We start from the raw sequence: 25349 nt of genomic DNA on the forward strand, positions 1-25349 counted from the left end.
GCCCGCTCAGCGGGCAGAATCTCACACACGTGCAGGGCCTTCACGGGATCGCCTCGAACTCCCGACTCGCGGCTCCACACCACCAGAGCCTCGGTGCGTGTCGGCGACGACACGCCAAGGGCCGACCGCCGACACGCACCGAAGATCGGCTCGGGCGTGAAGCGGCCGCAGGATTCAGACCAGCCCGCCCACACGCTCCCCGGCGACGGATGCGGACAGCACGCGGGAGACGCCGTCGGCGGTGGCGGGCCAGGAGAACTCCCCCGCCCGCTCCTGCGCCTTCGCGCCCAGCTCCTCGCGGAGCAGCGCATCGGTGAGCAGCACGTGCACGGACTCGGTGAGACCGGCGAGGTCGCGGACCAGGAGGCCGGTGGCACCGTCGACCACGGAATCGGTGAGCCCGCGCGAACTGACGTAGCCGACGGTGGGCACGCCGTGCTGCGCCGCCTCGATCACGGTGATGCCCCAGCCCTCCTTGCGCGAGGGCATCACGTGCACCCAGGCCCGCGAGAGCAGGCGGTGCTTGCGCTGCTCGGTCACGTGGCCGTGGAAGGTCACCCGGTCGAGCACACCGAGCTTCGCGGCGTGGGCGTAGAGCTCCTCGTCCCACCAGCCGCTGCCGATGACGTCGAGGTGCAGGTCCGGCACCCGGCGGCGCAGGCGGGCGAGCACATCGAGGGCGTCCTCGATCTGCTTGTGCGGCACCAGCCGCGACAGCACCACCATCCGCGGCGACGCCGACCGCACGTCCGCGACGCCCGGCGCCACCCCGTCGATCCCGTTGCGCACCACGGCCACCCGCTCCGGTCCCACGCCGAGGAGCGCCAGCTCCTCCGCCGAGGGCAGCGAGACCGTGAGGTACTGCGCACCGCGGTGCACCCAGGGCGAGAGCCGCGACTCGATGAACCAGCCGATCCGCGCGACGAGCCGCCCGGCGACCGGCCACTGCTCGCGGTGGCAGTGGTGCACGAGCACGGTCACGGGCACGCCCGCGACGAGTCGTGCGAAGAAGGGGATGCCGTTCTGCGTGTCGATCACCGCATCGGGGCGGATGCCGCGCAGCGGGCCGCGGCCGAAGCGTGCGAGCACGATCGCGAGCAACGCCAGCGGGTAGACGGTGAAGCGGCCGCCGCCGCGGGAGACGCGGACGCCGTGCACGGTCTCGGACCGCAGGGCACCCGGGTACATCGCGGTGCGCAGCGTGACCCGCACGGCGCGGGCGGCCAGCTCCTGCCCGACGCGCTCCAGGTACAGCTCACTGCCGCCGCCCTGCGGGTGGCGGGTGTCACGCCAACACAGCAGGAGGACTTCACGCACGGCTTCTAGGGTACCGTCCGGTGGCGTGTACCCCGCTACCTGGAAGAACGCGACGAAACGCCTCCGCCGCCGTGCCACGCTGCGGCGCTCGGTGGGGCTGCTGTCCGACTTCCGGTTCGAGCAGTCCGAGCCGGCCCGGTTCTACGGCTCACTCGCGCGCGACACCGTCGAGCTGACCGGTGACCTGTTCGGCGACCTCGACGGCGCACTCGTGCTCGACGTGGGTGGCGGCCCCGGCTACTTCGAGGACGCCTTCGCCGAGCACGGCGCCGTCTACGTCCCCGTCGAGCCCGATCCCTCCGAGGCGCACGCCGCCGGAATCACCGCGTCGCGAGGGCTGCGCGGTTCGGGCCTCGCGCTCCCCATCGCCGACGGTGCCGTCGACGTCTGCCTCTCGTCCAACGTCGCCGAGCACGTGCGCGACTGGGAGGCGATGGGCGAGGAGATGCTGCGCGTCACCCGGCCCGGCGGCATGGTGATCCTCAGCTACACGCTCTGGTACGGCCCGTTCGGCGGCCACGAGATGGGGCAGACGCACTACCTGGGTGGCGAGCGCGCGGCCCGCATGTACACCCGCAAGCACGGGCATCCGCCGAAGAACCTCTACGGCACGTCGCTGTTCAAGGTGCTCGCGTCCGACGGGTTGCGGTGGGCCCGCCGGGTCGACGGTGCCGACCTGGTCGCGGCCTTCCCGCGCTACCACCCGTCGTGGGCGTGGTGGATGGTCCGCGTCCCGGTCCTGCGCGAACTCCTCGTCTCGAACCTGGTCCTGGTCTTCCGGACGCACTGACCGGGACCGACGACTCCGGCCCCCGCCGCGGGGTGCGCGGCGGGGGCCGGAGGCCGGGAACTCGGTCAGGCGGCGGCGGTGGAGTCCGCAGCGGCGTCCGCAGCGGACGCGGAATCGGTGTCCGCCGCGTCAGCGGCCGTCTCCGCCGGCTTCTCCGCGGGCGTCTCCGCCGCCTCCGCGGGCTCCTCAGCGGTGGTGGTGGACTCCGCACCGGCCTCGGGGACAGCGGTCTCGGGGGCCGCGGTCTGCTCGGCCGCGTCGGCGCCCTTCGTATCCGAGCCCTTCGTATCCGCGCCCTTCGTGCCCGCGCCCGTCGTCGTGCCGGCGACCGACGTCTCGCCGGCCTCGGCCTCGCCCGCGTCCTTGGCTGCGGCTCCGCCCCCGACCACCGGGACGGCGGTCTCGTCGACGGCATCGTCGACCTTGAGGTGACGGGGACCACCGGCCTCCTGCGCGGCCAGGTCCTTCTCGGACAGCACGCTGAAGGGCTTCGACGGGGTGTCGAGCGTCTTCGCCGCGGCGTCGAGCGACTTCGCGGCGTCCGTGCCGGCGAGGCCCTCGAGCCCCTTGGTGACCTTGCCGAAGAGGTCGGTCAGACCGCCGCCGCCGATGATCGACGTCGCGAGCGTGACCGGCAGCGAGATCACGGTGGAGATCAGGGAGAACACGGGCTGCAGCAGGCTCAGGCCGAGGTTGACGGCGGGCGCCACGATGGTGTTGGTCACGAAGGAGATCGGGCCCGCGACGATGGGGCCGACGAACGGGATGTTCGCGATCAGGTTCGGGACGAGCTGCGCGCCGCCGGTGACCACGCCGCCGACGACGCCGGTCAGCAGCTCGGGAAGCTTGGCGATCCCGCCCGGCGTGCCGAGGCTCGCGACGACCAGCGAGACCACGCGGCCGATCAGCTGGCCGTCCATGATGCCGAGGAGCTTGTCGTCGGGGAGGCCGCCGACGATCTCCTTGAGCTTGTCGGTCGGGATGGAACCGACCAGCTTGATGAGCTTGTCGGACGGCAGGCCGGCGACGATCGGGCCGAGCTTCTCCACCGGGATTCCGTTCACCAGCTCGGTGAGGGTTTTGTCGTCGAGGCCCGAGACCACGGTGATGAGCTTGTCGGTCGGGATGCCCTTGACCAGCTGGGTGAGCTTGTCGGCCGGCAGCGCGCCGACGACGGGGGCGAGCTTCTCCACCGGGATGAGGCCGACGATCTCGCCGAGCTTCTTCTCATCGAAGCCCGACACCACCGCGGCCAGCTTCTCGGTGGGGATGTAGCCCACCAGCTGCGAGAGCTTGTCCGTCGGGAGCGCCGCGACGGCCGGGCCGATCTTCGCGGGGTCGACGGTGCCGATCACCTCGGTGAGCACGGACGTCGGCAGGCCCTCGACCAGCTTGGCGATGGTCGCCGGCGGCAGGGTCGCGACCACCGCGCCCAGTTTCTCCACGGGGATCTGCCCGACGAGGGCCGCGAGCTTGTCGTCCGGCAGGCCCCCGACCACGGGCCCGAGGACGTCGGCGGGGATACCGCCGACCAGGTCCTTGAGCTTCTGCTGATCGAGGCCCGAGACGACGGTGACGAGCCGCTCGGTCGGCAGCGCGCCCACGATCTTGCCCAGGGTCGCGTCATCGAGGCTCTTGACCACCTCGATCAGCTTGGCCTCGGGGATCGCCTTGACGACGGCGTTGAGCTTGTCCTGCGACAGGCCCGCGACGATGGTGTTGAGCTTGTTCTGGGGCAGGCCGTTGACGATCGCGGTGAGCTTCTTCTCGTCCATCAGGTTCATGATCGCGACGACCTTCTCCGGCGGCATCGCGTCGAGGATCTTCGCGGTCTTGGCCGGGTCCATGCGCGACATGATGTCGGCGACCTTGGCCGGGTTGGTGAGCGCCATCGCGTCGGCGAGCTTCTGCGAATCGGTGTCCTCGAGCATGCTGGCGATCGTCTGCGGCGACATCCAGTCGATGATGCTGGTCAGCTCGACGTCCACACGCAGCGGCGCGGCGGCGGCCGGCACGGCGAGGATCTGCGCGGGCTTCGGGACGGAGAAGTCCATGGCGGGCACGGTGGCGAGGGTCAGCGACCCCGCGACGACGGTGGCCGCCATCGCCTTCGTGACCACCCCCGTCCGGTTCCAGCTGAACGAGGCGCTCTCGCGCATGAGGGCGCTGTCGCGCAGGGCTGCTTCACGCATGGGTCTCTCCTGGTCTTCACGGGGGTGATCCGCGCCGGAGGGTAGGCGGCGATCGGATGACTGAGAGCGTCCGTCGGATCGGAATAGGTGGGCGCGCTCTCGATCACCGCGAAGACTAATCAGGGGTGTGACTACCCAGCGGTAGCAATTCCTTTTCGAAATGCAACCGTTATAGGATCGTGATGTTAGTCACATTCATCACATTATCCCAGTTCAGAGCCCATTAGCGGAGTTGCACATCAGTCCTGAGTTTGCAATATCAGACACTCTCAGCGCGGCGACCGAGCGTCGACCCGTCCGCACTACCGAGTCCGGATGACGAAGTTAATGAACCGTCCCGAACCTGCGCCACGGAAGGCGCAGTTCATGGATACACACGTTGTCATCCGATGACTGTGCGCAACTTGTCCGGATTGCGCACGGTGTACACGCCCGTCACCGCGCCGCCGCCGACCTCGATGCAGGTGACCTGGTCGACCACGCCGTCGAAGGTCACGACCATCGCCGGCATGCCGTTGTAGACCGCGAACCGCATCCCGAGTTCGCCCATCGTGGCGCCCTTGCGGAACAGCCCCGCGACGAACCGGGCCACGCGGTCCGCCCCCTGCACGGGCCGCCGCGCCGCGGAGACCACCCCGCCGCCGTCGCCGAGGTACACGACGTCGGGGGCGAGCACGTCCATGAGCGCCTGCACGTCCCCCGTCGCCGCGGCCAGGACGAACCGCTCGGCGACGCCCTGCGCCTGCGCGGGAGCGGCGACGGCGCGCGGCCGGCGGGCCCGCACGTGCCCGCGGGCGCGGTGGGCGGTCTGCCGCACCGTCGCCTCGCCCTTGCCGACGGCCCGGGCGATCTCCGGGTACCCGAAGTCGAAGACCTCGCGCAGCACGAACACCGCCCGCTCCGTGGGCGTGAGCGATTCGAGGACGAGCAGCATCGCCGTGGTGACCGCCTCGCCGGTCAGGACGTGCTCGGCGGGACCGTCGCCCGACGGCGCCTCCAGCGGCTCCGGCAGCCACGGACCGACGTACTCCTCGCGCCGCCGCGACGCGGCCCGTAGCGCGTTGAGGGCCTGCCGGGTCACGATCCGCGCCAGGTACGCCCGCGGGTTCTCGACGGTGCCGAGATCCACGTCGCGCCACCGCAGATAGCTCTCCTGCAGCACGTCCTCGGCGTCGGCGACGCTGCCCAGGATCTCGTAGGCGACGGAGAACAGGAGCGGCCGGTGCTCGGTGAACAGGTCCTCGGTGCTCGTCATCGGGGTGCCGGCAGCCAGGCGTAGCGGGCGGTCTTCGCGGCGCCCTTGGCCATCCGGCAGACCTGCTCCTTGACCAGCGCGGCCGAGCGGCCGCCGAACTGGATCCGGGTGGGGCTGTCGTCACGGCGCGCGGCCTGGATGACGGCGCTCCGCCGGCCGATCGACACGTTCTGCCCGGTGTAGCCCATCGAGTAGGCCTTCATCGGTTCGCCCGCCAGCTCGCGCGCGAGGTTGTCGGCGCCGTGCGCGCCCTGCGGCAGCGCGGTCTGGCAGCTCAGCCGCTGGCCGGGGACGGACGCACCGTCGCCCACCGCGACGATCCGCGGGTCACTCGTGCTGCGCAGGTACTCGTCGACCAGCACGCGGCCGGCGTCGTCCACGGCGAGCCCGCTGCGCGCCGCCAGGTCGCTCACCTGCGTCGCGACGGCCCAGAGGACGAGGCCGGCACCGTCGTCCTCGGTGTAGCGGCCGCGCTCGACGACGACGCCCAGCCGGTCGAGGTCGCGCCGCACCCGCGCCCGTGCGCCGGGCCCGAGCGACGCCCCGACCTCGCCCTCGCTGATCAGCCGCACTCGCAGGGCCGGACGGGATTCCGCCACCTCGGCCGCGGTCTCGATCCCCGTCAGGCCGCCACCCACGACGGTGACGGCCGCCCCGTCGGGCAGGTCGGCGAGCGCCTGCCGCGCCAGTTCCGCGGTCTCGATCGCGCCCACCACGTAGGTGCCCGACGGTGCCGTCGGCGCCCCGCCGGCGGCGTAGATCGCGCGGTCGAACGGGAGCGAGGTGCCGTCGGCGAGCAGCAGTGTCCCGTCGCCGATCTTGTCGACCGCGCCGACGACGAGCCGGATCCGCGGGTCGAGCATGTCGGTCAGCGGCGTCAGGGCGGTGCCGCTGCCCGCGATGTGCTCGTGCAGCCGCACCCGCTCGACGAAGTCGGCGCGCGGGTTCACCACCGTCACCTCCGCGTCCGCCTTCTTCACCAGCCGGTTCGCGGCGATGGTGCCCGCATAGCCCGCGCCGATCACGACGACCTTCATGATTGCCTCCTCATGCGATGAACTGATCTTCCGCACATGGGACACCGGCCGCGACCGATCTGTGACAGCTACCGACGAGCGATTCCCGAAAATCGGGTTCACCGGGGCACCGCGGCAGGATTCGGGCGCGGTGGCTCATGGAACCCGACTTTCGGAACCCGCTCACCCCTCCGCGATGGCCGCGAGCGGGGGCGTGCGGGCGGCGCGGATGGCGGGCAGGATCGCCGCGCCCACGCCGACGAAGGCCGACGCGACCAGCATCACGATCACCGTGGACCAGGGCACCACGACGGAGCCCAGCCCCTCGTCGCGCAGCGCGTGCACCAGGGACACGCCGAGCAGCACGCCGAGCACGAGCCCGAGCGCGGCGCCGAAGACCGCGATGAGCATCGACTCCAGGTAGATGGAGCGCCGCACCTGGGAGCGGATCAGGCCGATCGCGCGCAGCATGCCGATCTCGCGGCGCCGCTCCACCACCGACAGCGCGAGCGTGTTGACGATGCCGAGGATCGCGATCACCACGGCGAGGCCGAGCAGCCCGTAGAGCACGCCCATCATCGCCGTGATCGCCTGCCCCGCCTGGTCCTTGAGGTCGTCCTGATCGTCGACGTTGACCACGAGCAGCGGCTTCACCGCTTCCCGCAGGCGCTCCTTGAGGTCACTGACCGACGTGCCGTCCGCGGCGTTGATGAACACCGACTGCGGTGTGACGAGCGGAGCGGAGGCGCCGCTCGCGGGCGGGTACAGCACGTTCATATCGGCGGCCGTGATCACGGGCCCGGACAGGGAACCGCCCGTGGCGGAGTAGATCCCGGTCACGGTGAGCCTGGTCCTCGCGGCGCCGACGGCGGAGGCCGGCTCGACGGTCGAGCCCACGTCCCAGCCGCGCTCCCGCGCGGTGCGGTCGTCGACGAGCAGCCCACCGGGCTTGACCGTCAGGTCCCCCGAGGTGCGGGTGAGGTTGAAGGCGGTCGTCACGTCACCGTCGATCCCGAGCGCGTTCACGCGATCGCTCCCGAGCCGCACCGGCACGCCGTACAGGATGGTCTTGGCCCCGATGCCCGGCACGTCCTTGATCGCGGTGAGCGCGGCGGGCGGCATGCCCAACGACGGGGCCTGCAGCATCAGGTCGGAGCGGATGCCCTGGTCGACCTGTGCGTCGATCGACTTCTGCATCGAGGCGCCGAGCGTGCCGATCACCCCGACCAGCGCGACGCCGATGACCAGCGCGAAGGCGGTGGCCGTGGTGCGCTGCGGATTCCGCATCACGTTGGTGCGACCCAGCCGACCCGCGGGGCCGAAGGGCGCGGCGATGATCTTGCCGACGCCACCGAGCAGGGGCGCCACCAGCGCCGGCCCGCCGATCACGATGGCGAGGATCAGGCCGAAGCCGGCGACGCCGACCTCGATCGCGGCCGTGGAGCCGACCTCGGTGGTCGCCACGAACAGCAGCGCCAGCGAGCAGAGCAGGAGCGCCGCGCCGACGGCGCCGCGCACGAGCAACGACTGCGGGGAGCCGCCGTCCTGCGCGCGCATGGCGGCAACGGGCGGGACGCGCGAGGCCCGCACCGCGGGGATCAGGGCGGAGATCACCGTGACGACCGTGCCCACCACCATCACCGTCACCACCACGGACGGGCTCACGGCGAGGCCGCCGTCGGGGAAGCCGACTCCGGCGGCGGTGACGCCGGCGCGGAGCAGCACCGCGAGGCCGACACCGACCGCGAGGCCGAGCGCGCTGCCGACCACGCCCACGACGAGGGCCTCCAACACGACCGAGTTGCGCACCTGCTCGCGCCCCGCGCCGATGGCGCGCAGCAGCGCCAGCTCGGACAGGCGCTGCGCGACGAGCATCGAGAAGGTGTTGTAGATGATGAAGACGCCGACCAGCAAGCCGATCAAGCCGAACGCGACGAGGAAGTAGTTGAGGAAGCTCAGCCCCTGGTTGATCGTGTCCTCGAACTCCTGCCGCACCTGGGCGCCGGTCTGCACGTTCAGGTCGGGCAGGCGCTCGGCGAGCGCGTCGCGCAGTTGCTCGGGCGAGGTGCCCTGCGCGGCGCCGACCTCGATGTAGGGCGCCGTGGCTCCGTCGCCGAAGAGCTTGCGCGCCTCGTCCTTCGCGAACAGCGCGCCGAGGTAGCCGCCGGAATCGGTGGAGATCGTGTACAGCCCCACGATGGTCACGTCGATCGGTCCGGGGGAATGCGGTGCGACGACGGTGGTCCTCGCGCCCACCGGCAGCTTCAGCCGCTCGGACGCGGATTCGTTGAGCACCATCTCGTTCGGGGCCGACGGTGCCCGGCCGGAAGTGATCTTCAGGCCGTCGGGATCGAGGTTCTCCCCCGGCGGCAGGTAGGCGCCGCCCACCTGGGGTGCACCCGTGGGCGAGACCACCTCGCCGTCGCCGTCGCGCAGGGCGATGGTGCCGGTCACCGCGGGGACCACGACGCGCACGCCCGGCACCGTCTTCACCTGGTCCACGACGGACAGCGGCACGCCCGGGCCCGACGGCCCGAATCCGCCCTGCCCCTGGGCGTTCTCTGGTGAGATCCGCGCGTCGACGCCGACGGCGATCTTGTCGGAGATCCCGTCGAAGGCCTTCGAGAGCGTGCCGGTGAAGACCATCGACCCCGCGATGAACGATGTGCCGAGCAGCACCGAGAGCACCGTCAGCACGAGGCGCCCCTTGTGGGCCAAGAGATTCCGCAGCGCCACCCGGCGCATCGGGTTCGCCATCAGCGGGCGACGAGCTCGTCGAGGTGGATCATCTTCTCCAGCACCCGCTCCGCGGTCGGGCGCCGCATCTCGTCCACGATGCGGCCGTCGGCGAGGAAGACCACGCGGTCGGCGTAGGACGCGGCGCGCGGATCGTGCGTCACGATGACCACGGTCTGCCGGAAGTCGTCGACCGCGGCGCGCAGGATGGACAGCACCTCGGCACCGGAGCGCGAATCCAGGTTGCCCGTGGGCTCGTCGCCGAAGATGATCTCCGGCCGCCCGACCAGGGCCCGGGCGCAGGCGACCCGCTGCTGCTGGCCGCCCGAGAGCTCGGTGGGGCGGTGACCGAGGCGGGGGCGCAACCCCAGCCGGTCGATCACCGTGTCGAGCCACTGCTGATCGGGTGTGCGGCCCGCGATGTCCAGCGGCAGCGTGATGTTCTCGATCGCCGTGAGCGTGGGCACCAGGTTGAAGCTCTGGAAGACGAAGCCGATCCGGTCGCGCCGCAGCTGGGTGATCTGCTTGTCGTTGAGGGAGGTCAGCTCCGTTCCGCCCACCTGCACCGAGCCGCCCGAGGCCGCGTCGAGGCCGGCGAGGCAGTGCATGAGCGTCGACTTGCCCGACCCCGACGGCCCCATGATGGCGGTGAACTCCCCCGCCCGGAAGTCGACGGAGACGCCCGCGAGCGCGTGCACCGTGTTGTCGCCCTCGCCGTAGACCTTGGTGACGCCGACGGCCCGTGCGGCCACGGTCTCGGGCGTGGGCAGCGTCGCCTGCGCGAACGGAGTCTGTGACATGTCACCGAGAATGCCAGAATCTCGTCACCTGCGGCATCAGGGCGATCCCCCAGGACCAACCGGACACGTCGGGTACGGCTCGCCGGGATCCGTCATGATGGACCGATGCGCCTCGAACCTCGGATCCTCACGCAGCTCTCCGGAGTGCTCGACCTGCGCGACGGCAAGTTCTTCGGCAGTTGCTTCGGGCACCGCGTGCCCGATGACCTGCTGGCCGCCGTCACCGTGCACGGCGCCGCGACCAACCGCGCCACCGCGGGCTTCGCGTCCCCGTCGCGGGCGCAGGCCTCGATGCCCGTGGAGCTCGAGCACTGGGACGCCGTGCCGCCCGAGGAGGGCGAGTGGGACACCGTGCTGCGCACCCAGCTGTGCGTCGACACGTCGGGCTCGGTCGAGTGGTTCTCCCCCACCGCGGACGGCCCCGGCGAGGTGCTCGAATTCCCGATGGCCCGCGGCTACTACGAGGTCGAGGCCGCCGCGCGGCACGGCGGCGAGGGCGACGACCACTGGCGGCTGCGGTTCTGGTCGTCGCCGGAGTACGGCCCCGACCTGGCCGAGATCCGCGAGATCGCCGAACTCGCCCGCTGATCGCGCCCCGTCCCGCTAGCCTGAGCGCAACATCGGGGTCTGGGGGGACCACATGGGTACATCTGCGCTCCGCGCGTTCCAGGCGGGCATCGCGGCACTGGGGATCGGGATCGGCGAGTTCGAGGCGACGCCGCGCGACACGGCGCTCGCGCGCCGCGCCTTCGAGGCCGCCACCACCGCCGACCCGGGCATGGCCGACGCCTGGCTGGGCCGCGCCGCGGCCGGCGAGAACACCGCCGAGGTGGTCGCCGCACTGCATCGCCACGCCGACGCGATCGGCACCGCCGCCCGCCGGGTGGGGCTGCCGCCGGGCTCGCTGAGCAGCGCCTTCGCCACCGGCCTGTACGTCGACTACCCGCTGCGCGACGCCGCCACCGCGCACGTCGCCTACGCCGCGCGCCTGCTCGCCGACGGCGCGCCCGAGGAGGCCGAGCGCGTCCTGGACACCGCCCCGCCGTGCCCGATCGCGCACTACCAGCGCGCCGTCACCGCCGCCCGGGCCCGACGGTGGCCGGACGCCCTGACCGCGCTCGACGGCCACGCCGACTGGGACGACGCCGTGCTCGCCGCGGCGGCCGCCACTATCGCGGGCTCCGCCGCCGCGCAGCTCGGGCGGTTCTCCGAGGCGGCGCGGCTGCTCACGGTCGCCGCCGAAGGACCGGTGCCGGGCGCCGCCGCCGCGGCCCGCTACTGCCACGCCCTCGTCCTGCGCGAGCAGGGCGAGGAGGAGCGCGCTCGGGAGCTGCTGGAACGCGCGGCACCGTCGTACCCGCCCGCGGAGGCGGCGCTGCGGGACCCGAGCCATCGCCTGGTGCTCGACGCGCCGGACGCGTCCCTCCCGGCCGACGCGCCCGCCGGGGAGGGCGAGGAACTGCTCGCCGCGGCCGCCGCCGAGTTGGAACGGCAGGTGGGGCTGCGCGAGGTGAAGGAGCAGGTCACCCGCCTGCGGACCACGATGCAACTCGCGAAGGTGCGCGCCGACCGCGGGCTGACCAGCGGCAGCCGCTCGCTGCACCTCGCCTTCACCGGTCCGCCCGGCACGGGCAAGACGACGGTGGCACGCATCGTCGCTCGCATGTATCGCGGCCTGGGGCTGCTCGCCACCGACACCGTCGTCGAGTGCTCTCGCCGCGACCTCGTGGGCCAGTACCTCGGCGCCACCGCGCAGAAGACCAGCGCCGTGATCGACTCCGCGCTGGACGGCGTCCTGTTCATCGACGAGGCATAACTAGGGTTTGGACTCAGTTACTGAGTAGCCCGAAAGGAACCCGTTATGACCACCACACCCGAAATCTCCTCCGCCGCCGACTCCCAGCTTCACGAGGCCATCCAGGCCCTGATGCCGCAGCCCTACAACCTCACACAGGAACAGATCGCGACCATCCGGGCTCAGGTCACCACATGGCTGGACGATGCGTGCGCACGGCTTACGCGCGAACTGCGCATCGAGCGCGACGGCGTGAAAGTCGCTCATTTCGGCGACGGAGTGGTGCACATCCTGATTGACGACACCCACGAGATATACGGCGTTCCGGTACAGACTCTGCGCACCCTGGTCGAGGTCGGCGAGGAACTATTGGCGATGTTGGACGCCCCGAGCTAAATCCAGCTTCACAGCCCTGATGGTCGTAGAGCCGGTTCGACTCCGGTTCGGGGTGCAACGATAACGCGCCACAAGAAGAAGGCGCGATCTACGATTCCCAGAATGAACACCAAGAAGGTCGGTTCGATAGCTGCACTTACGGTTTCGGGACTCCTCCTCATTCCACTGACTTTGCTCCTGCTTCTCCCCATGAAGGCGACAGGCGTCGACTGCGGCACTGTCTTCGCCTCCGACAAGTCGTGGACGTACACCTCGTCCTACAACAGCGACGATCCTGGCGTCTACTTCCGAGGCTCCACGTCACAAGCGGAGCTGGAACAAGGTGCCCAGGATGCCGTCAGTGCTTTGATGGCCGATGCGCGGCGGGGATCAGCTTCGTATCACTATTGCAAAGAACGCCATCAGGAGCGCCGTATCTGGGTCGGCGTCATCGGTGCAGGTGCTGTCCTGGCAGGCGGCTTTGGAGCTTGGCTCTTGTGGGGTCACCGGCTTCGCCGCCCGAGCGCTACTTCGCGATAGATGCGTTCTGCGGCCTTCTTGGCGCGCTCTTCAATGGTGGGTTCTGGCTTGGGTGGGGCGCTCTTGGCCCGTTCCGCTTTTGCAGCGGCAGACGGGGCGACCTCACCGTTCTTGATCTTCTCGAACGCCTCTGGATTGTTCTTCATGACGAAGTGAGCGTCACGCACTGATCTTCCAGACACTCCGAACATGTCACCGGCCTCATCGGAGGCCGTGCCGCCCCTCACCTGTTCTGGCAAATTTGCCATAACTGCCTTAGCGGCCTCGTTATTCTGCGCCGCAATCTGCCGCTTCTTCGCCTCAGCCGCGAACACCTCGAGGTACTCCGCAGCGATAGCTGCTCGTTGCTTGGGTTGGAGGTGCCGACGATGCAGATTGTGCGAGATGATCCACAGACCGATCGCATGCCCCAAACCGAAGGACGTGCGGAAATTCCGCACGTCGAAGAGCGTACCGACACGAAGGGGCGGTCTCAGCCCGCCAGCCCCTAAACGGCGAAAAAGCCCCCGCCAAGGCAATCACACCTTGACGGGGGCTAAATCGTTCTACGGCCAAACTAGAGGCCAATACAGGGAACCTACAGGTTGTGGCCCAATACGACCTTCTCCGGTGCAGCCTGCGGCCCCGGAATACCGCCACCGGTATTTCTCGTGTCAAACGGATCGAACTGCCCCGACACCTCCGGCTCCGTCACCGTGGACTGTGCAGCCGCCTCATACAATTCCCGACCGGACCCATCCTCAATATCCAACTCGATGCGTCCTGTCTTCCGCGCCCACGCCAAGTGCCCAATCCGCCACTGCCGATGCGACAGCTTCGCATGAGCACCCCCCTCGGAAGGAATGGCACGCACATTCAACAGTGCACGCTCGGCGCTCTGGACAGCCTTCCAGGCCCCCAACAGGCTCTTGTACTCGCGGTACTCATCGACCAGCCCAGTACCAATCGCGTCCTCCGCCGACAGGTGCGCGGCAACAGGCCGCAGTTCGTTGTACCGGTCTCGCAGGGCGTCGCGGCGGCGATCAATCTCAGCAACCGCTTCGTCACCATGCTCGGCGAGACTGTCCCGCAGCTCACGAAGATGAACACCCACGATGCGGTCCCCGACAGCTCGCACTCGCGCCGGGTCGGGTTCACTGGCCTCGCGGAGCACCTGCTTCACGTCAAGCTTGTCAGCCCGGAAGGTGGCGGCACCGGCAACATCAGCGAGAAACCGCCTCAGGGTGTTGAACGTGGCCTTCTCGTCCGTCATGTCGAATCCGAGGTAATCGAGGGCTTCGACGGCCTTCCGAACCTCCGCGAAGTCCCTCGCCGAAATCTGAGCAACAGTAGCAGCATCATCCATAGTGTTAATCCTTCTCAATTCCTTCTTGTTAGTCTAGCTCGCCGGCCAGAAACCGGTCCATATCATCAATAGCGGCCAACTCGGCCTTCTTCTCAGCGATCTCACGCTGCAAATCAATCTTCGACCGAGCCTTATCAATAATCTGCCCAGCCGGACCACGCGGCCTACTAGACCCCGCATACCTCTCCAACTTCGAAATCCCCAACGCCGCGAACAGCTGCTTAAGCGTAGACGCAAGATTCCGCAATTCCACGACGAGCGGCGAAGCAACCAAATCCCCACGATGATTCTCCACCATCAAAGGCGAACCATCACGCAAAGCATCATTCACCCGTTCGGCCTGATCCGCGATCCGGCAAGCCTGCACCACCAGGACCTCATTCGAGCTATCCACGTGGTACGCCGCCGAAATCGCAACCCACAACGCCTCACCGGCCTCACCGAACCCGTACTCACCCATCACGCAACCTCCACTGAGGAAGCGCCCACACCGCTGACACCCGCTCAATCCAGGAATCCCGCTGCAACTCCACCGCCGCACGATGAGCAGACGAACGACTCATCCCAGCACACCGGCCAACATCAGCCCAATCAGTCGCCGGGGTCACCCCATCCACCGCAATACTCGCTAAACCGACAAGAAGCCTAACCGCATTCGCAGTCAAATCCGACCGCACTGCCGCCTTCATCAAATCCATTCATTTCCTCCAACCGTCTCAAACTCTAAGGCTATTTCTATCCCCCGCCGAAAACCGAAACTCGAATCAAAATCTCACTTGAACTGTCCCCGCCCCTAAGGCCGAATCCCCGTGGACACACACAGGCCGATACGCCCAGGAGGCGGCCCGAGGGTTGGGGGCAGGCCCTCCCCCCACCCTTGTTGTGCGGCAACGGTTTTCGCTTGTGTTGTTGGCGTGGTGGTGATAGCGTTGTGTCATTCCCCTTTTCCTCTCGTCTTCGGAGGCATTCGCTATGCGTACTGTCATCGCTGTTCTGGTCGTGTTCGCCGGCATCACGCTCACGCCTTCTCTGGGCTCGTTCTTGCTTGGTGGCCTAGTTGTCGGCAGTGCGGGTTTCCTGCTGCTGCTGAACGCGGGTGAGCGGCAAGAGCGCACCATTGTTCGCCGGACGCAGGATGAGTGCGCGGAGTCCATAAAGGCCTACGCCGAGGGGTACGCTGCCGGTCTTGCCGATGAGAGCGAACCTGTCGCGGCTTAGTCGATATCCCAGTCTTCGAAATAGCTTGGCCCCGGTCTGGGCTGGCGCAATCTGACATGCTCGGTGTCGAGGGATTCGAGCCACTCGTATTCGGCTTGCATCACATCGTCGATAATCTGCTCAACGTCGAACCGTTTGGCTCTGCTCATAGGAGGGTTTCCAATTCATCTAAACGGTCATGGAGTTGATCGAGAAGTGTTCTCAGTTCGTTCACTGTGACTGTTATGCGTTGGTGTGAGCTGTGGAGCGTTACTCGTCCTTGGTCACTGAGTCCTACTCGGAGGAGAGGGAGAGTAGAGGCTGTTGGTGGTTTTAGGTGTTGTCCTGCGTGGGGGTTTGTGAGTTGCAAATCACTCCTTTTTGCCGCGCGATTCGAGGTTGTTGAGGAGTTGCGCCGCGAGGGTGTGGAGCACTTGTGCGTCGGTCACCAGGTGCGACCGGTTCGTGCCGGTGTGCTGGTGTTTGGGGTGTCGGGGGCGTGCAAGGCGGTGATCGCTGCGATGAGAGTTTCGGCGCTCGCACCGGGGAAGTAGACAGTCACCCCATCCTGTGAGAGGGCGATACGCCCTGACGCCGTGAGTGACACCGCTATCGGTTCTGTTTCGGTTTGGACCAGGTAGCTGAATTCGGTCACGCTTCACCCCCGCTGCTGTATACCGTGTCCGCGCCGCTATTCAGGGCTTGCGCGATTAGCTGCCCGGCCTCTGCCAGTTCCTCGTCGGTGAGGAAGACGTAGGTGCGTGGGGTGGTGAGTCGCCAGTCGCCGCGTCGGGTCCGTGTGAGTTTCATGTGTTGTTCTCCTGTTGCCATGCGATGCCCGTCGGCGTCGCGATGTAGCCGTGGCCGTCGAGGTAGACGACATAGTTGTGGAGCTTTAGCCAGCCGAGCGCGGTTGCCGTGACGATCTCGCTGATGCCGAGCTGTGCGGCGATGTCTGCGAGGTGGCGTGGTCGGGTTGTGATGAGCGGGATGAGTTCCCTGCGGTGGTCGCGGTCAGTCATCGTGCTGTCCTTCTGCGAGGTCCACGAGGGCGTCGGCTACGCGGATAAGATCGTCTGCTGCGACTCGCACGTAGAAGATTCCGCTGCGGAGGATCGCCCCGTTGGTGTCGGGCTCGACTTCGAGGTGCACGATGGATCGGTCCTGTTGGCCGTCGTCGTAGTGGCGTCGAAGGTCCGTGATGAGCCGGTGCGCGTCGGCAGCGTTTTTTAGTGTCACCGCGTGTGTTCCCCGCCGGATCTCATATTTCTCGCCGTCGCCCCGAAGGCTGAGTCGAGTCAATTGGCAAGCTCCTGCAGGTGTGCGCGACCCGCGTCGGTGATCCGATAGCGCCCACGTACGGGGCGTTCGACAAGTCCTGCGGACAGGAGCGCACCGAGCACGCCGGGAACCGTAGAGGCGGCCAGCAGAGACGTCCGCGACAACTGATCGGTTGTCCAGACTTCGCCGTCCGCGAGCACGCCGAGGACATGCCCCGGCGCGGCCTGGTGAATGTTGATCTGTGCCATTTTTGTGACTCCCTTGGATATGAGAAAAGCCCCTCAGATCGTTTCTGGGGGCTCGATGTGTGTGGTTGTTGTTTAGTGGCCGTGAAGCCGGTTGGCGCGATGCCACTCGGTGACGGTGAGCGGGCTCCAGTGAGGCGGTTCCTGCTCGAACCAGTACGGAGCACGCTCTGGGGCAGGATTGGCGCGATGCCACTGCTCCAGATCGGGCAGAAACTCGTCCTCAGTCACGAGGGGTACCTCCGCTGCAGTTCCCACCAGGACAGCACGCGCAGCTTCGCGCAGACGATGTGCACGGCGGTCTGCTGCGCGGTTGCATTCCATCCACGCCAGGTGATCTCGGCGGGGACTTTCGGCCCGTACTTGCATACGAGTGCGAGGGCCTCGACGGTTACCGCGTCGTGGTCGGCGTCGTTGGGGATTCCTCCGGCGGCGACGATGCTGCGGAGGATCGGCCAGTATTGGTTTCGGATGGCGTGGTGCCCAGTGCGGAGTAGCCGCCCGTTGCTGTCGTAGATCGCGTTGTCTTTGCGAGTGATCGCGGTCAAGTTCGTTCTCCTCCATGGGCGCGGGGTGTTATTCACGTCCCCCGTGGTGCCCGTAGGCTCTGACCTGGTGTTTTATGATCCCCCATGGCTTGCCCCATGGTCCCCCGTGGTGCCCCATGGTCTGACCTGGGGATTTGTAATGTTTGCGCAGGTCACACCTTCGGGGACCTTGGGGGACCTCGGGGGATACCTTGGGGGATGACATATATGCAGGTCATCACCTTCGGGGACCTTGGGGGACGATTTTCTATACCCCAGGGGAATTCGCGTTCCGCCCCGCCTCAGTGGCGATATACCGCGTGGGCTGAAGACGCCCGTTCTCGTCGTGCTGACGCACACCCTGCTCGACATACCCGGCCTTCCGCAGGGACCTCACTGCGCGCTTCAACTTGTCATCGGTGAGCCCTGCGGCCTTCATCGCCGCCTCCCGCGTCAACCCGGTGGGCTCTCCGACGAGGGCAGCCAGCAGCGTCAGGGCGTCGTCGTTCACCTCTTCGCGGTCGGCCTCGCTCATCGGCTGCGTCGACTCATCACCGATCTTGTCGGCATGGAGGTCGGCGACGGTCACGGCGTACTTCCCGCGATACTCGGCGACGGGGATCTTCACGCCGAGCGCATCCACCAGATGCGCCCGGAGCGAGTACCGCAACGCCGGCTGATTACGCGGTAGGAGGTTGTTCTTCACCACGCCCACAGCGAGATCGCTTTCGCCCTGTGCGACGGCCAGCAGGACGCTCCGCGCCTTCTTCGCGTACTCGCGCGAGAAGCCCATGGCTGCCCGGACACTGCCCGACGTGTCGGCGTTCGTGTGCGCGATCCCCAGCGTGGCGAATCCTCCAGCCCGCGAGGCACGGTTCCATGCGGTGAGCATCTGAATCACGGCCCCGGTCTCCATTCGTGGTGCGAGATCATTGATGCTGTCCACCACTACCAGTGCCACAGGGTGCTCGGAGTCGGCCACATTCTTCGCGTACTCGGCGATCACACCTGGCGTCGTCGTCGTCTGCTCGAAGTCATCGTCGTCCTCGGCAAGCACCGTGAGGAGTGAGCAGTCGGCCCCGGCCAGCTCCAGACGGGCGCGCGTCATCGTAGTGATGTCTTCCTCGGTGGCGATCCACACGACACGCCTACCTGTCCTGGTGACCTCGGCGGCGATATGAATTGCCCACGCGGACTTCCCGATTCCCTCGTCACCATATAGATGGTTGTAGGCGTTGGAGACGATCATTCCGGGTACGGCCCACTTCGGCGGCTCCGCTGCTGGGGCACTACTGAGGGGCAGGAAGCGCACACCGTCGATCTTCACTTCCCCGGCTCGGGGATGCTCGGGGTCGATGATGTTGCCGTTGCCGTCGACAATCCAGCCGTCGTCGTTGCGGTCGGCTCCGATCATGCGCGGCCCTCGCGGATCGCGAGCAGCTCTTCGATGAGCATGTTGAGCTTGTCGGAATTGAGGAAGACGAGCCGCCTACCGTCGATTCTGATCACTGCGCCCGGGGCGTTACGGCGTGGTTCAACACTGAAGCAAAGCATAGGGGATTCCTTTGGAATGCGAAAGGGCCGCAACCCGATTCGGCTGCGACCCTTGATTTGAATGCGCACTATCGGCGCGGTAGTGGTGTTCTCGAAAACACCTTCTCTTTAATCTTACCATGTGATCCTGGTAGCGAGATCAATATCCAGGACACTTGTCAATAGGTTGGCGGATAATGTGAGCAATCCAATATTCACGTCGGGGCGTCCACCCCTCTCGTTCACCCCGACGCACACTCAAAGCCATGAGCCACGAGTACCGCATCACAGCCGTCCACCTCGAACCCACGAACTCCCAGCGATTCGAACACATCACAGCCGTAATGGCCGCACGAGTCCACAGCGGAGAGTCCGTCCAGGATGACGAGCGTGAGCGGTCACTACAGACCATCCTCAACTGGATCGCCCTCGGGCACACGTTCTACTGCCGCAGCAAGAGCGGCAGAGCCGACGTTGTCGCTTATCCCAAGGGCGCGCCCCGCTACATCCGAACCGTCCGCGACGGCACGGAGTCGAACAACCTGCTGGAACTGCGCCGGTTCTGATCCCACCGCCTACGCCGCCGACCGTCCCGCCTACTTGCAGTCGAAGGCGAACGGCGTTCTCAATGACAATCTGCTGTCGCTTCCGGAGGTCGATCTACGATAGTCGGGTGAGCAGGAGCATCGAAGTAGCGCTGTATGTTGTCGGCGGTGTCCTGCTGGCGGTCGGCATTGCGTTAGTTGCCTGGGACGCGCACAAGAGTCGGGTCTCCTTCCACAATCTCATGAATTCCCTTCAAGTGAACTACGACTCCGACACTGATGAGATCGAGAAGCTGAAAAGCGACATCGAACAGGCCAGAGCTGGACCGCATGGCGAGTTGGTGGCGCAACTCGTGCACCTTCACGGCAGACCTCAGTACATCGGAAACAGCCTGTATAGGCGCGTAGCGTCTCTTTACGATTACGCGAACGAGAATCGCCCCAGTCAGCTCTACCTGGTTGGGCCAGCCCTGAGCGCTGTGGGGACCGTGCTTACGGTGGTTGCGTCGGTCTCAAGTCTCTACTGATGAGGCTGCAGCTCGGCCCGCCTCAGCGGTATACGGCACTAGGCCGTTATCCCGCGAGCGACACGAGAACCTCTCGATCATCAGCCTGCTCCGCCAGCACCTCCTCCATCAGGTCCACGTCGAGCCAGTCCATCAACTTCCGGCGAAGGAGATCCCGCACAGCCGACGAAGGCAGCGCGTCCACCTCCACCGACGGCCCGAACTCGAGGGCCTTGCGCGCCTGCGCCGCCGACTTCCCCTTGACCTTCGTCGGGCGAGTAATGAGGCCGAACTCCTCGATCTGCGCCGGGGTGACCGCGAGTCGCTCGAACATGAGGTCTTCGCGGTCCATTCCCATGTCTTCGGCGAACTCGGTCAGCTTTCGTCGGGTGTGCTCCCACGCGTGCACTCCGTCAGGATCGTGGTCCCCGAGCTGATAGACGACTGTCGGCTTGTTCACCGCCGCCATGTCTTCGGCAGCCTCGTACAGGAACGTCTCAGAGGCGTATCCGCGAGCCACGTACATCGGCACTGCTAGGTCGCTGGTCACTGGCCACAGCACACCCTTCATTGCATCCTTCTCGACCCACACCTCTGCCCGGTAGTCCTGGTCGATCCACAGGTCTCTACGGAACCGGTGCGCCGACGATCGCATGAAGTGCCCCAGACTGCCCCACGTCTGCGGGCGCGACACGAACCGGGTTCCGTCTGCGATCCAGTTGTACGGCAGGTCGTCCGATCTGCGGAGCTTGAGGCACTGCCGCTGAACGACGGCGTAGCCGCTCTCGTCTTTCGGCACCAGCGGACGGCCTGCGTCGTTGACCAAACCGAGTGAGACAACCCGGTAGAAGACGCCACGGATGGTGACCGGGGCCTCGGCCTCCGCGACCTTGAGGATTGCAGCATTGATGCACGCGAGATCAGCGTTGGTGCGCCGGTACCGGGCCTTTATCGGACTAGTCTCGTAAGCCTCCTCGTCGACGTGCATGTCGAGCGAGCCCGTCGTCGTCACGCCTCCACCTCCTGCAGCCCACGCCCGCCCGTCGCCAGCAGCCGGCGCAGCTCCGCCAGTTGCGCAGCCGTCAGTTTGGGTGCCCGCGCCAGCACCTCCACCGCCGTCCCGTTCTCGGTCTCGATCATCACGCTCTCCTTGGTCTCCGCCCCGCCGCTCGGTGCGATGGGACGAAAACTACGACCACCTCCGCCATGCCATACGATTCCTACGATTCGCCTGGTAGAGTGGCCTACATGCCGCACCCGCTCCGCACGAGCCACACTGAAGAGATCGTCGCCCTGCAGCGCGCGATCGAAGGCCTCGTGCATGCGGAACTCCGAGACGAACGAGACAGCGAATTCATGCGTGAGGCGATGTCAGTGCTCGCGTTCAAGCTCGCACAGACGCCAGACGCTCGCGTCGATGTGTTCGCGCTGCGACGGGCGGGCTGGACAAACCAGAGGATCGCTGATCTCGTGGGATGCACCGAAGGCAACATTCGACGAATCATCAAGCGCGGACCAAGTCCACGCAGCGCAGAGGACGACCTTCGAGGAGAGAGCGAGTGGTGACCCTATCTCCACTCGATCGCAATTCGACCTGACATCGGCCCCCGACGCTCAAACCGCAAGATCCGCACCACCATCAACGCCTTAATCACCTGCGAGCGAACAGCTGGTGTCAGCGACTTCCATTGTTCAGCAACATCATCGGCGAACAGCAGCTCTGCGAGAGGCGAGCGTTCCGATTCCGCTGCCAGCTTTCGATCCACCGCCGCCAGTTGCTCCCGAAGACGACCAGAGGACCTGCGGAATTGCTCGACACTGAGGTCGCCTGCATCCAACATGTCGACCCGCTCCGCAAGAGCCGAATCGAGCCGATCCCGCTCCGCCCTCAACGCTCCTGCATCGCCACCGCCGCGACCGGCGAACGCCTCAACAGCGTCCGGCATCGACAACCTTCCGATCACCAGCTCATCCACGAACTCGTCAACCGATGACTTCTTGGCGCTCAAGTGCGTTGACTTCGAGCACTTGTAGGAACGTCCCACTTCGCTCTTGACGGTGTTCACCGTCGCCCCGCATACGCCGCACAGGTATGCTCCGCCGACACCCTGATGGGCGATCTCGTAGCTGGTCGTAGTCGTCCTCGCGGGGTCTCGCAGAATCGCGACGACGGCCCGCCAATCATCCTCCGAGATAATCCCCGGCCATTGTGCCTTTCCCGCGTCGTCGGTGCTGCGCCCATTGATCGGAACTAGGCCCGCAACACGAGGGGTGAGCAGGATGTGTCTGATCGTCGATACCCGCCACTGGTGCCCGCGAGCCGTCACGTGCCCGCGGTCGTTCCAGTCCATCGTCAGTCGCCGCAGACTGCCGCCGCCAAGTACGTGCGCCGCCGCTTCCCGAACCAACACCGCCTCCGACTCCCGGATCGTCAGACCGTCCTTCTCGTAGCCGAATGGCCGTGGTCCACCCCGATAGCCGCCCTGCGCGAGAGTCTCGGCCTTCGCGCGCTTGACCCGCTCGGCCATCCTTGCGGTCTCGTGCTTTGCGACCGACGCCAAAATCTCGGCCTGGAGGATGCCTGAGGCGGTCGTTAGATCGATCTCCCCCGCCTTCACGGTGCGGATCGCGACGTTGTTGGCTTTCGCGACCTCGATAAGCGAACCCAGGTCTTCGAGCCGCCGGTACGCGCGGTCTGGGTGCCAGAACAGGAGTCCGCCGTACGCGCCGGAGGACAGCAGGTCGATAAGCCGTACGAACGCAGGACGAGGCCTACTCTTGGTGGCGGAGACGTCGTTGTCCACGAGGACGTCCGCAACGTCCCATCCGAGGGAGGCGGCCAGCTCGCGACAGTCCGCCTCTTGTCGCTGGACGCCGGCGTGCTCGCCGGATCGATCGCGGGAGATTCGGCAGTAGATCAGGGCCTGCATCGACTGAGTGTAACTTGACTTAATGACGAGGCCTACACGCTGGTGCAGGAGGGGCTGACGGGCGGCGACGCCTTCGGGCAGGAGGCGATCGACACCCTGCTCGCGCGGATGGAGAACGACCGCGACCGCCTGGTGGTGATCGTGGCGGGCTACGACACCGAGATCGACCGCTTCCTGGGCTCGAACGAGGGCTTGGCCTCGCGGTTCGCGCGCCGCATCCGGTTCCCCGGCTACAGCCCGGGCGAGCTCGCCGAGATCGGGGCCGCGATGGCCCGGTCCCGGGACGCCCTGCTCACGGGCGCGGCGGCGGAGGTGCTGGAGACCTGCTGCGCCGGCGTCGCCGACCGGCTGGACCGCCTGGGCAACGGCCGGTTCGTGCGCAACGTCATCGAGGCGGCCGAGGAGGAGCGGGAGCTACGGCTCATGGACTCGGGCCTGGATCTGGCCGGCGTCGACGAGTCCGTGCTCATGCGGATCGAGGCCGCGGACATGGCCCGCGCGCTCGACGGTGTGCTCGGCGCCGCGGTCCGAGGTGCCGCGGTCTAGCGGGAGCCCGCGACGTTCGCGGCGTAGTCGTCGCTGCTCGACGGCCCGGTGCCGGTCATCATCACCTCGTCGGCGAGCCGGTCGGCCGCCGCGAAGTCGATTCCGGTCTCGCGCTGGCTGTGCACCAGGAAGATCTCCGCATCGATCGAGGGCTCCTCGCCGACGTAGACCATGCACTCGACCACGATGAGGTCGGTCTCCGCCTTCACGATGTGCGAGGTGAGCCGCACGCCGAGGCTGAGCACGTCGCCCACGTGCAGCGGTCGCAGGTAGGTGAAGGACTGGCCGGCGTGCATGATCGCCGCGAGGTTGCACCCCGGGATCGCCTTGCCGACCACTGCGGACGCGGCCTGCAGCATGGGGGCGCCGAGCATGGTCGCCGGGACGGCCACGTCGTTCGGGAGGCGGCGGCTGACCGCGTAGGGGACGTCCCAGCTGCGGGTCGCGCGGGCGAAGGATCGCACCGTCTCCGCGCCGATCTCGTATGCATCGGGGAACCACAGTTCCCATTCGTCGGCGACGGCCACGGTCACTCCTCGAGGGCTCTGCCCTCGTTTCACCTGTGGAGGGACGCTCAAGGATAACCACAGGTCGGGTGGGATCCCAAACACAGGACAGCCCACTGACAACACGACCTGTCAGATGGCCCTCACCTCGGTGACACGGCGGACGTTCCGCACTAGCGTCGATGGCATGTGGAGGACCAACTCACTGCGCGTCGCCGTCGTCGGCGCCGGCATCGGCGGGTTGGCGGTGGCCTCCGGCCTGCAGCGCGCCGGCGCCGAGGTGATCGTCCTCGAGCAGGCCGCCCGTTTCCTGCCCCGCGGCTCCGGCTTGACGCTGCTCTCCAACGGCTTCGCGGCCCTGCGCTCACTCGGCCTGGAGGAGCGGGTGCGCGAGGTCGTGGCCGACGGGCCGCCGTCCATCCCGTACGGCACCCGCCGCGCCGACGGCACCCGGCTCACCGAGTTCTCGCCCGACACCCTCGCCGATCTCCGGGCCGTGGACCGCACCGACCTGCACAGGGCGCTGCTCCGGGACCTGGCACCCGACACCGTCCGGCCCGGAATCCGGGTGGAGGGGCTCAGCCGCGAGACCCTGGACCTCGGCCCCAGCGGCCTGCTCGAGGACTGGCACGTCCTGGTCGGCGCCGACGGCATCCGCAGCCGCGTGCGCGGTAGTCACGCCGGCGACCCGGGTGCCGCGTACTGCGGCTACGGCGCGTGGCGGGGCATCACCGCGACCCCCGTCGAGCTCGCCGACAGCGGCGAGAGCTTCGGCCGCGGCGAGCGCTTCGGGTACGTCCCGCTGCGGGACGGCCGCGTGTACTGGTTCGCGGTGCGCCCCGCGGCCGACGACGACCTGCCCGACCCAGGGGAGCTGCTGGAGCGCTACGGGGACTGGCACGATCCGATTCCCGCGCTGCTCGCCGCGACCGCCCCGGAGCGGATCGGCTACCAGGCCATCGAGCGGCTCGCGCATCCCCTGCGCACCTACTCGCGGGGCCCGGCGACGCTCGTCGGCGACGCCGCGCACGCCATGCCGCCCACTCTGGGGCAGGGCGCCAACCTGGCGCTGGAGGACGCGGCCGTCCTGGTGTCGCTGCTCCGGCCGATCGCGCGGGACCACGATCCGCGCGACATTCCCACCAAGCTCGCCGCCTACGACAAGGCCCGCCGGCCCCGCACGCAGTCGATCGCGCGGCAGGCCCACTTGATCGGCGCCGCGCTGCAGGCGCCCACGCCGATCCTCGCCCGCGGGCGCGACCTGGCGATGCGCGCCGCTCCGAATGCGCTCTTGGACCGGGTGTTCCGCAGCGCGCAGCGCTGGTCGCCGCCCGACTGACGGCCGCCGCGCCCCGGGTGCGGGGCGCGGCGG

General features: G+C 67.6%; 28 protein-coding genes and 1 pseudogene. 11 read left to right on the top strand and 18 right to left on the bottom strand.

The annotated features are described in order from the left end of the window. Positions 1-174 precede the first annotated feature (174 nt). Positions 175-1317, bottom strand: a complete 1143-nt coding sequence (locus tag FK530_RS18895) for a glycosyltransferase family 4 protein (protein ID WP_146488529.1) — start codon at positions 1315-1317, stop codon at positions 175-177. Between the two features lie 25 nt (positions 1318-1342). Between FK530_RS18895 and FK530_RS18900 the strand changes: the two genes are divergently transcribed. Continuing rightward, a complete protein-coding gene (locus tag FK530_RS18900; RefSeq protein ID WP_146488530.1) occupies positions 1343-2107 on the top strand; it encodes a class I SAM-dependent methyltransferase in 765 nt (254 codons plus the stop codon). Between the two features lie 65 nt (positions 2108-2172). Here the strand turns inward: FK530_RS18900 and FK530_RS18905 are convergent, their stop codons facing one another. The 5 genes from FK530_RS18905 to FK530_RS18925 form a co-directional block, all read right to left on the bottom strand. After that, complete coding sequence (locus FK530_RS18905; RefSeq protein WP_146488531.1) at positions 2173-4299, bottom strand: magnesium transporter MgtE N-terminal domain-containing protein; 2127 nt, start codon at positions 4297-4299, stop codon at positions 2173-2175. Between the two features lie 382 nt (positions 4300-4681). Further along, on the bottom strand, positions 4682-5554 hold the full coding sequence (locus FK530_RS18910) for an RNA polymerase sigma-70 factor (protein WP_146488532.1): 873 nt from the start codon (positions 5552-5554) through the stop codon (positions 4682-4684). Beyond that, a complete protein-coding gene (locus FK530_RS18915; protein ID WP_146488533.1) occupies positions 5551-6591 on the bottom strand; it encodes an NAD(P)/FAD-dependent oxidoreductase in 1041 nt (346 codons plus the stop codon). Before FK530_RS18915 ends, FK530_RS18910 begins: the two co-directional genes overlap by 4 nt. Before the next feature lie 162 nt (positions 6592-6753). Next, positions 6754-9327 (bottom strand): ABC transporter permease, encoded by a 2574-nt coding sequence (locus FK530_RS18920; protein WP_231706704.1) that lies wholly within the window; start codon positions 9325-9327, stop codon positions 6754-6756. Then, entirely contained in the window at positions 9327-10106 is a 780-nt protein-coding gene (locus FK530_RS18925) for an ABC transporter ATP-binding protein (RefSeq protein ID WP_146488534.1), read from the bottom strand. The genes FK530_RS18920 and FK530_RS18925 overlap by 1 nt, the downstream gene beginning before the upstream one ends. Positions 10107-10211: 105 nt before the next feature. Between FK530_RS18925 and FK530_RS18930 the strand changes: the two genes are divergently transcribed. From FK530_RS18930 to FK530_RS18945, 4 genes are all read left to right on the top strand, one after another. Continuing rightward, entirely contained in the window at positions 10212-10694 is a 483-nt protein-coding gene (locus FK530_RS18930) for a hypothetical protein (RefSeq protein ID WP_146488535.1), read from the top strand. 52 nt (positions 10695-10746) lie between these two features. Then, positions 10747-11922: an AAA family ATPase gene (locus tag FK530_RS18935; RefSeq protein ID WP_231706705.1), complete on the top strand. Its 1176-nt coding sequence runs from the start codon at positions 10747-10749 to the stop codon at positions 11920-11922. A 45-nt stretch (positions 11923-11967) separates the two neighbouring features. Then, positions 11968-12297: a hypothetical protein gene (locus FK530_RS18940; protein WP_146488536.1), complete on the top strand. Its 330-nt coding sequence runs from the start codon at positions 11968-11970 to the stop codon at positions 12295-12297. 102 nt (positions 12298-12399) lie between these two features. Beyond that, on the top strand, positions 12400-12816 hold the full coding sequence (locus tag FK530_RS18945) for a hypothetical protein (RefSeq protein WP_146488537.1): 417 nt from the start codon (positions 12400-12402) through the stop codon (positions 12814-12816). Here FK530_RS18945 and FK530_RS18950 read toward each other — a convergent pair. The 3 genes from FK530_RS18950 to FK530_RS18960 form a co-directional block, all read right to left on the bottom strand. After that, positions 12780-13256, bottom strand: coding sequence for a hypothetical protein (locus FK530_RS18950; RefSeq protein WP_146488538.1), 477 nt, complete (start codon positions 13254-13256; stop codon positions 12780-12782). The genes FK530_RS18945 and FK530_RS18950 overlap by 37 nt on opposite strands. Before the next feature lie 137 nt (positions 13257-13393). Then, entirely contained in the window at positions 13394-14161 is a 768-nt protein-coding gene (locus tag FK530_RS18955; protein WP_146488539.1) for a hypothetical protein, read from the bottom strand. Between the two features lie 28 nt (positions 14162-14189). Beyond that, positions 14190-14621, bottom strand: a complete 432-nt coding sequence (locus FK530_RS18960; RefSeq protein ID WP_146488540.1) for a hypothetical protein — start codon at positions 14619-14621, stop codon at positions 14190-14192. Between the two features lie 512 nt (positions 14622-15133). Between FK530_RS18960 and FK530_RS18965 the strand changes: the two genes are divergently transcribed. Continuing rightward, positions 15134-15379, top strand: a complete 246-nt coding sequence (locus FK530_RS18965; protein ID WP_146488541.1) for a hypothetical protein — start codon at positions 15134-15136, stop codon at positions 15377-15379. A 785-nt stretch (positions 15380-16164) separates the two neighbouring features. On the opposite strand, the gene FK530_RS18970 is transcribed toward FK530_RS18965, so the two are convergent. The 5 genes from FK530_RS18970 to FK530_RS18990 form a co-directional block, all read right to left on the bottom strand. After that, entirely contained in the window at positions 16165-16380 is a 216-nt protein-coding gene (locus FK530_RS18970) for a hypothetical protein (protein ID WP_146488542.1), read from the bottom strand. After that, positions 16373-16660: a hypothetical protein gene (locus FK530_RS18975; RefSeq protein ID WP_146488543.1), complete on the bottom strand. Its 288-nt coding sequence runs from the start codon at positions 16658-16660 to the stop codon at positions 16373-16375. Before FK530_RS18975 ends, FK530_RS18970 begins: the two co-directional genes overlap by 8 nt. Further along, positions 16657-16887 (bottom strand): MarR family transcriptional regulator, encoded by a 231-nt coding sequence (locus FK530_RS18980; protein ID WP_146488544.1) that lies wholly within the window; start codon positions 16885-16887, stop codon positions 16657-16659. Before FK530_RS18980 ends, FK530_RS18975 begins: the two co-directional genes overlap by 4 nt. Before the next feature lie 224 nt (positions 16888-17111). Next, positions 17112-17432, bottom strand: a complete 321-nt coding sequence (locus FK530_RS18985; protein WP_146488545.1) for a hypothetical protein — start codon at positions 17430-17432, stop codon at positions 17112-17114. A 247-nt stretch (positions 17433-17679) separates the two neighbouring features. Further along, positions 17680-18825, bottom strand: a complete 1146-nt coding sequence (locus tag FK530_RS18990; protein WP_146488546.1) for an AAA family ATPase — start codon at positions 18823-18825, stop codon at positions 17680-17682. Between the two features lie 385 nt (positions 18826-19210). Here FK530_RS18990 and FK530_RS18995 point away from each other — a divergent pair, with 385 nt between their 5' ends. Continuing rightward, complete coding sequence (locus FK530_RS18995; protein ID WP_146488547.1) at positions 19211-19510, top strand: DUF3892 domain-containing protein; 300 nt, start codon at positions 19211-19213, stop codon at positions 19508-19510. A gap of 107 nt (positions 19511-19617) precedes the next feature. Then, a complete protein-coding gene (locus FK530_RS19005; protein ID WP_146488549.1) occupies positions 19618-20016 on the top strand; it encodes a hypothetical protein in 399 nt (132 codons plus the stop codon). A gap of 46 nt (positions 20017-20062) precedes the next feature. On the opposite strand, the gene FK530_RS19010 is transcribed toward FK530_RS19005, so the two are convergent. After that, positions 20063-21007: a hypothetical protein gene (locus FK530_RS19010; protein ID WP_146488550.1), complete on the bottom strand. Its 945-nt coding sequence runs from the start codon at positions 21005-21007 to the stop codon at positions 20063-20065. Next, positions 21004-21135, bottom strand: coding sequence for a hypothetical protein (locus FK530_RS26900; protein WP_269434170.1), 132 nt, complete (start codon positions 21133-21135; stop codon positions 21004-21006). The genes FK530_RS19010 and FK530_RS26900 overlap by 4 nt, the downstream gene beginning before the upstream one ends. Positions 21136-21243: 108 nt before the next feature. Between FK530_RS26900 and FK530_RS19015 the strand changes: the two genes are divergently transcribed. Then, positions 21244-21561 (top strand): sigma-70 RNA polymerase sigma factor region 4 domain-containing protein, encoded by a 318-nt coding sequence (locus FK530_RS19015; RefSeq protein WP_146488551.1) that lies wholly within the window; start codon positions 21244-21246, stop codon positions 21559-21561. Between the two features lie 2 nt (positions 21562-21563). Here the strand turns inward: FK530_RS19015 and FK530_RS19020 are convergent, their stop codons facing one another. Then, a complete protein-coding gene (locus FK530_RS19020) occupies positions 21564-22925 on the bottom strand; it encodes a recombinase family protein (protein ID WP_146488552.1) in 1362 nt (453 codons plus the stop codon). A 24-nt stretch (positions 22926-22949) separates the two neighbouring features. Between FK530_RS19020 and FK530_RS19025 the strand changes: the two are divergent. After that, positions 22950-23471: pseudogene (locus tag FK530_RS19025) on the top strand (type VII secretion AAA-ATPase EccA); the annotation flags it as partial. Here the strand turns inward: FK530_RS19025 and FK530_RS19030 are convergent. After that, positions 23468-23998, bottom strand: a complete 531-nt coding sequence (locus FK530_RS19030) for an FAS1-like dehydratase domain-containing protein (RefSeq protein WP_146488553.1) — start codon at positions 23996-23998, stop codon at positions 23468-23470. The pseudogene FK530_RS19025 and the gene FK530_RS19030 sit on opposite strands and share 4 nt — an antisense overlap. A gap of 166 nt (positions 23999-24164) precedes the next feature. On the opposite strand from FK530_RS19030, the gene FK530_RS19035 reads away from it, so the two are divergent. After that, on the top strand, positions 24165-25316 hold the full coding sequence (locus FK530_RS19035) for an FAD-dependent monooxygenase (RefSeq protein WP_231706706.1): 1152 nt from the start codon (positions 24165-24167) through the stop codon (positions 25314-25316). The last annotated feature ends 33 nt before the right edge of the window (positions 25317-25349 follow it).

It is taken from the genome of Tsukamurella conjunctivitidis (assembly GCF_007858475.1).
GTDB classification, from domain to species: Bacteria; Actinomycetota; Actinomycetes; order Mycobacteriales; family Mycobacteriaceae; genus Tsukamurella; species Tsukamurella conjunctivitidis.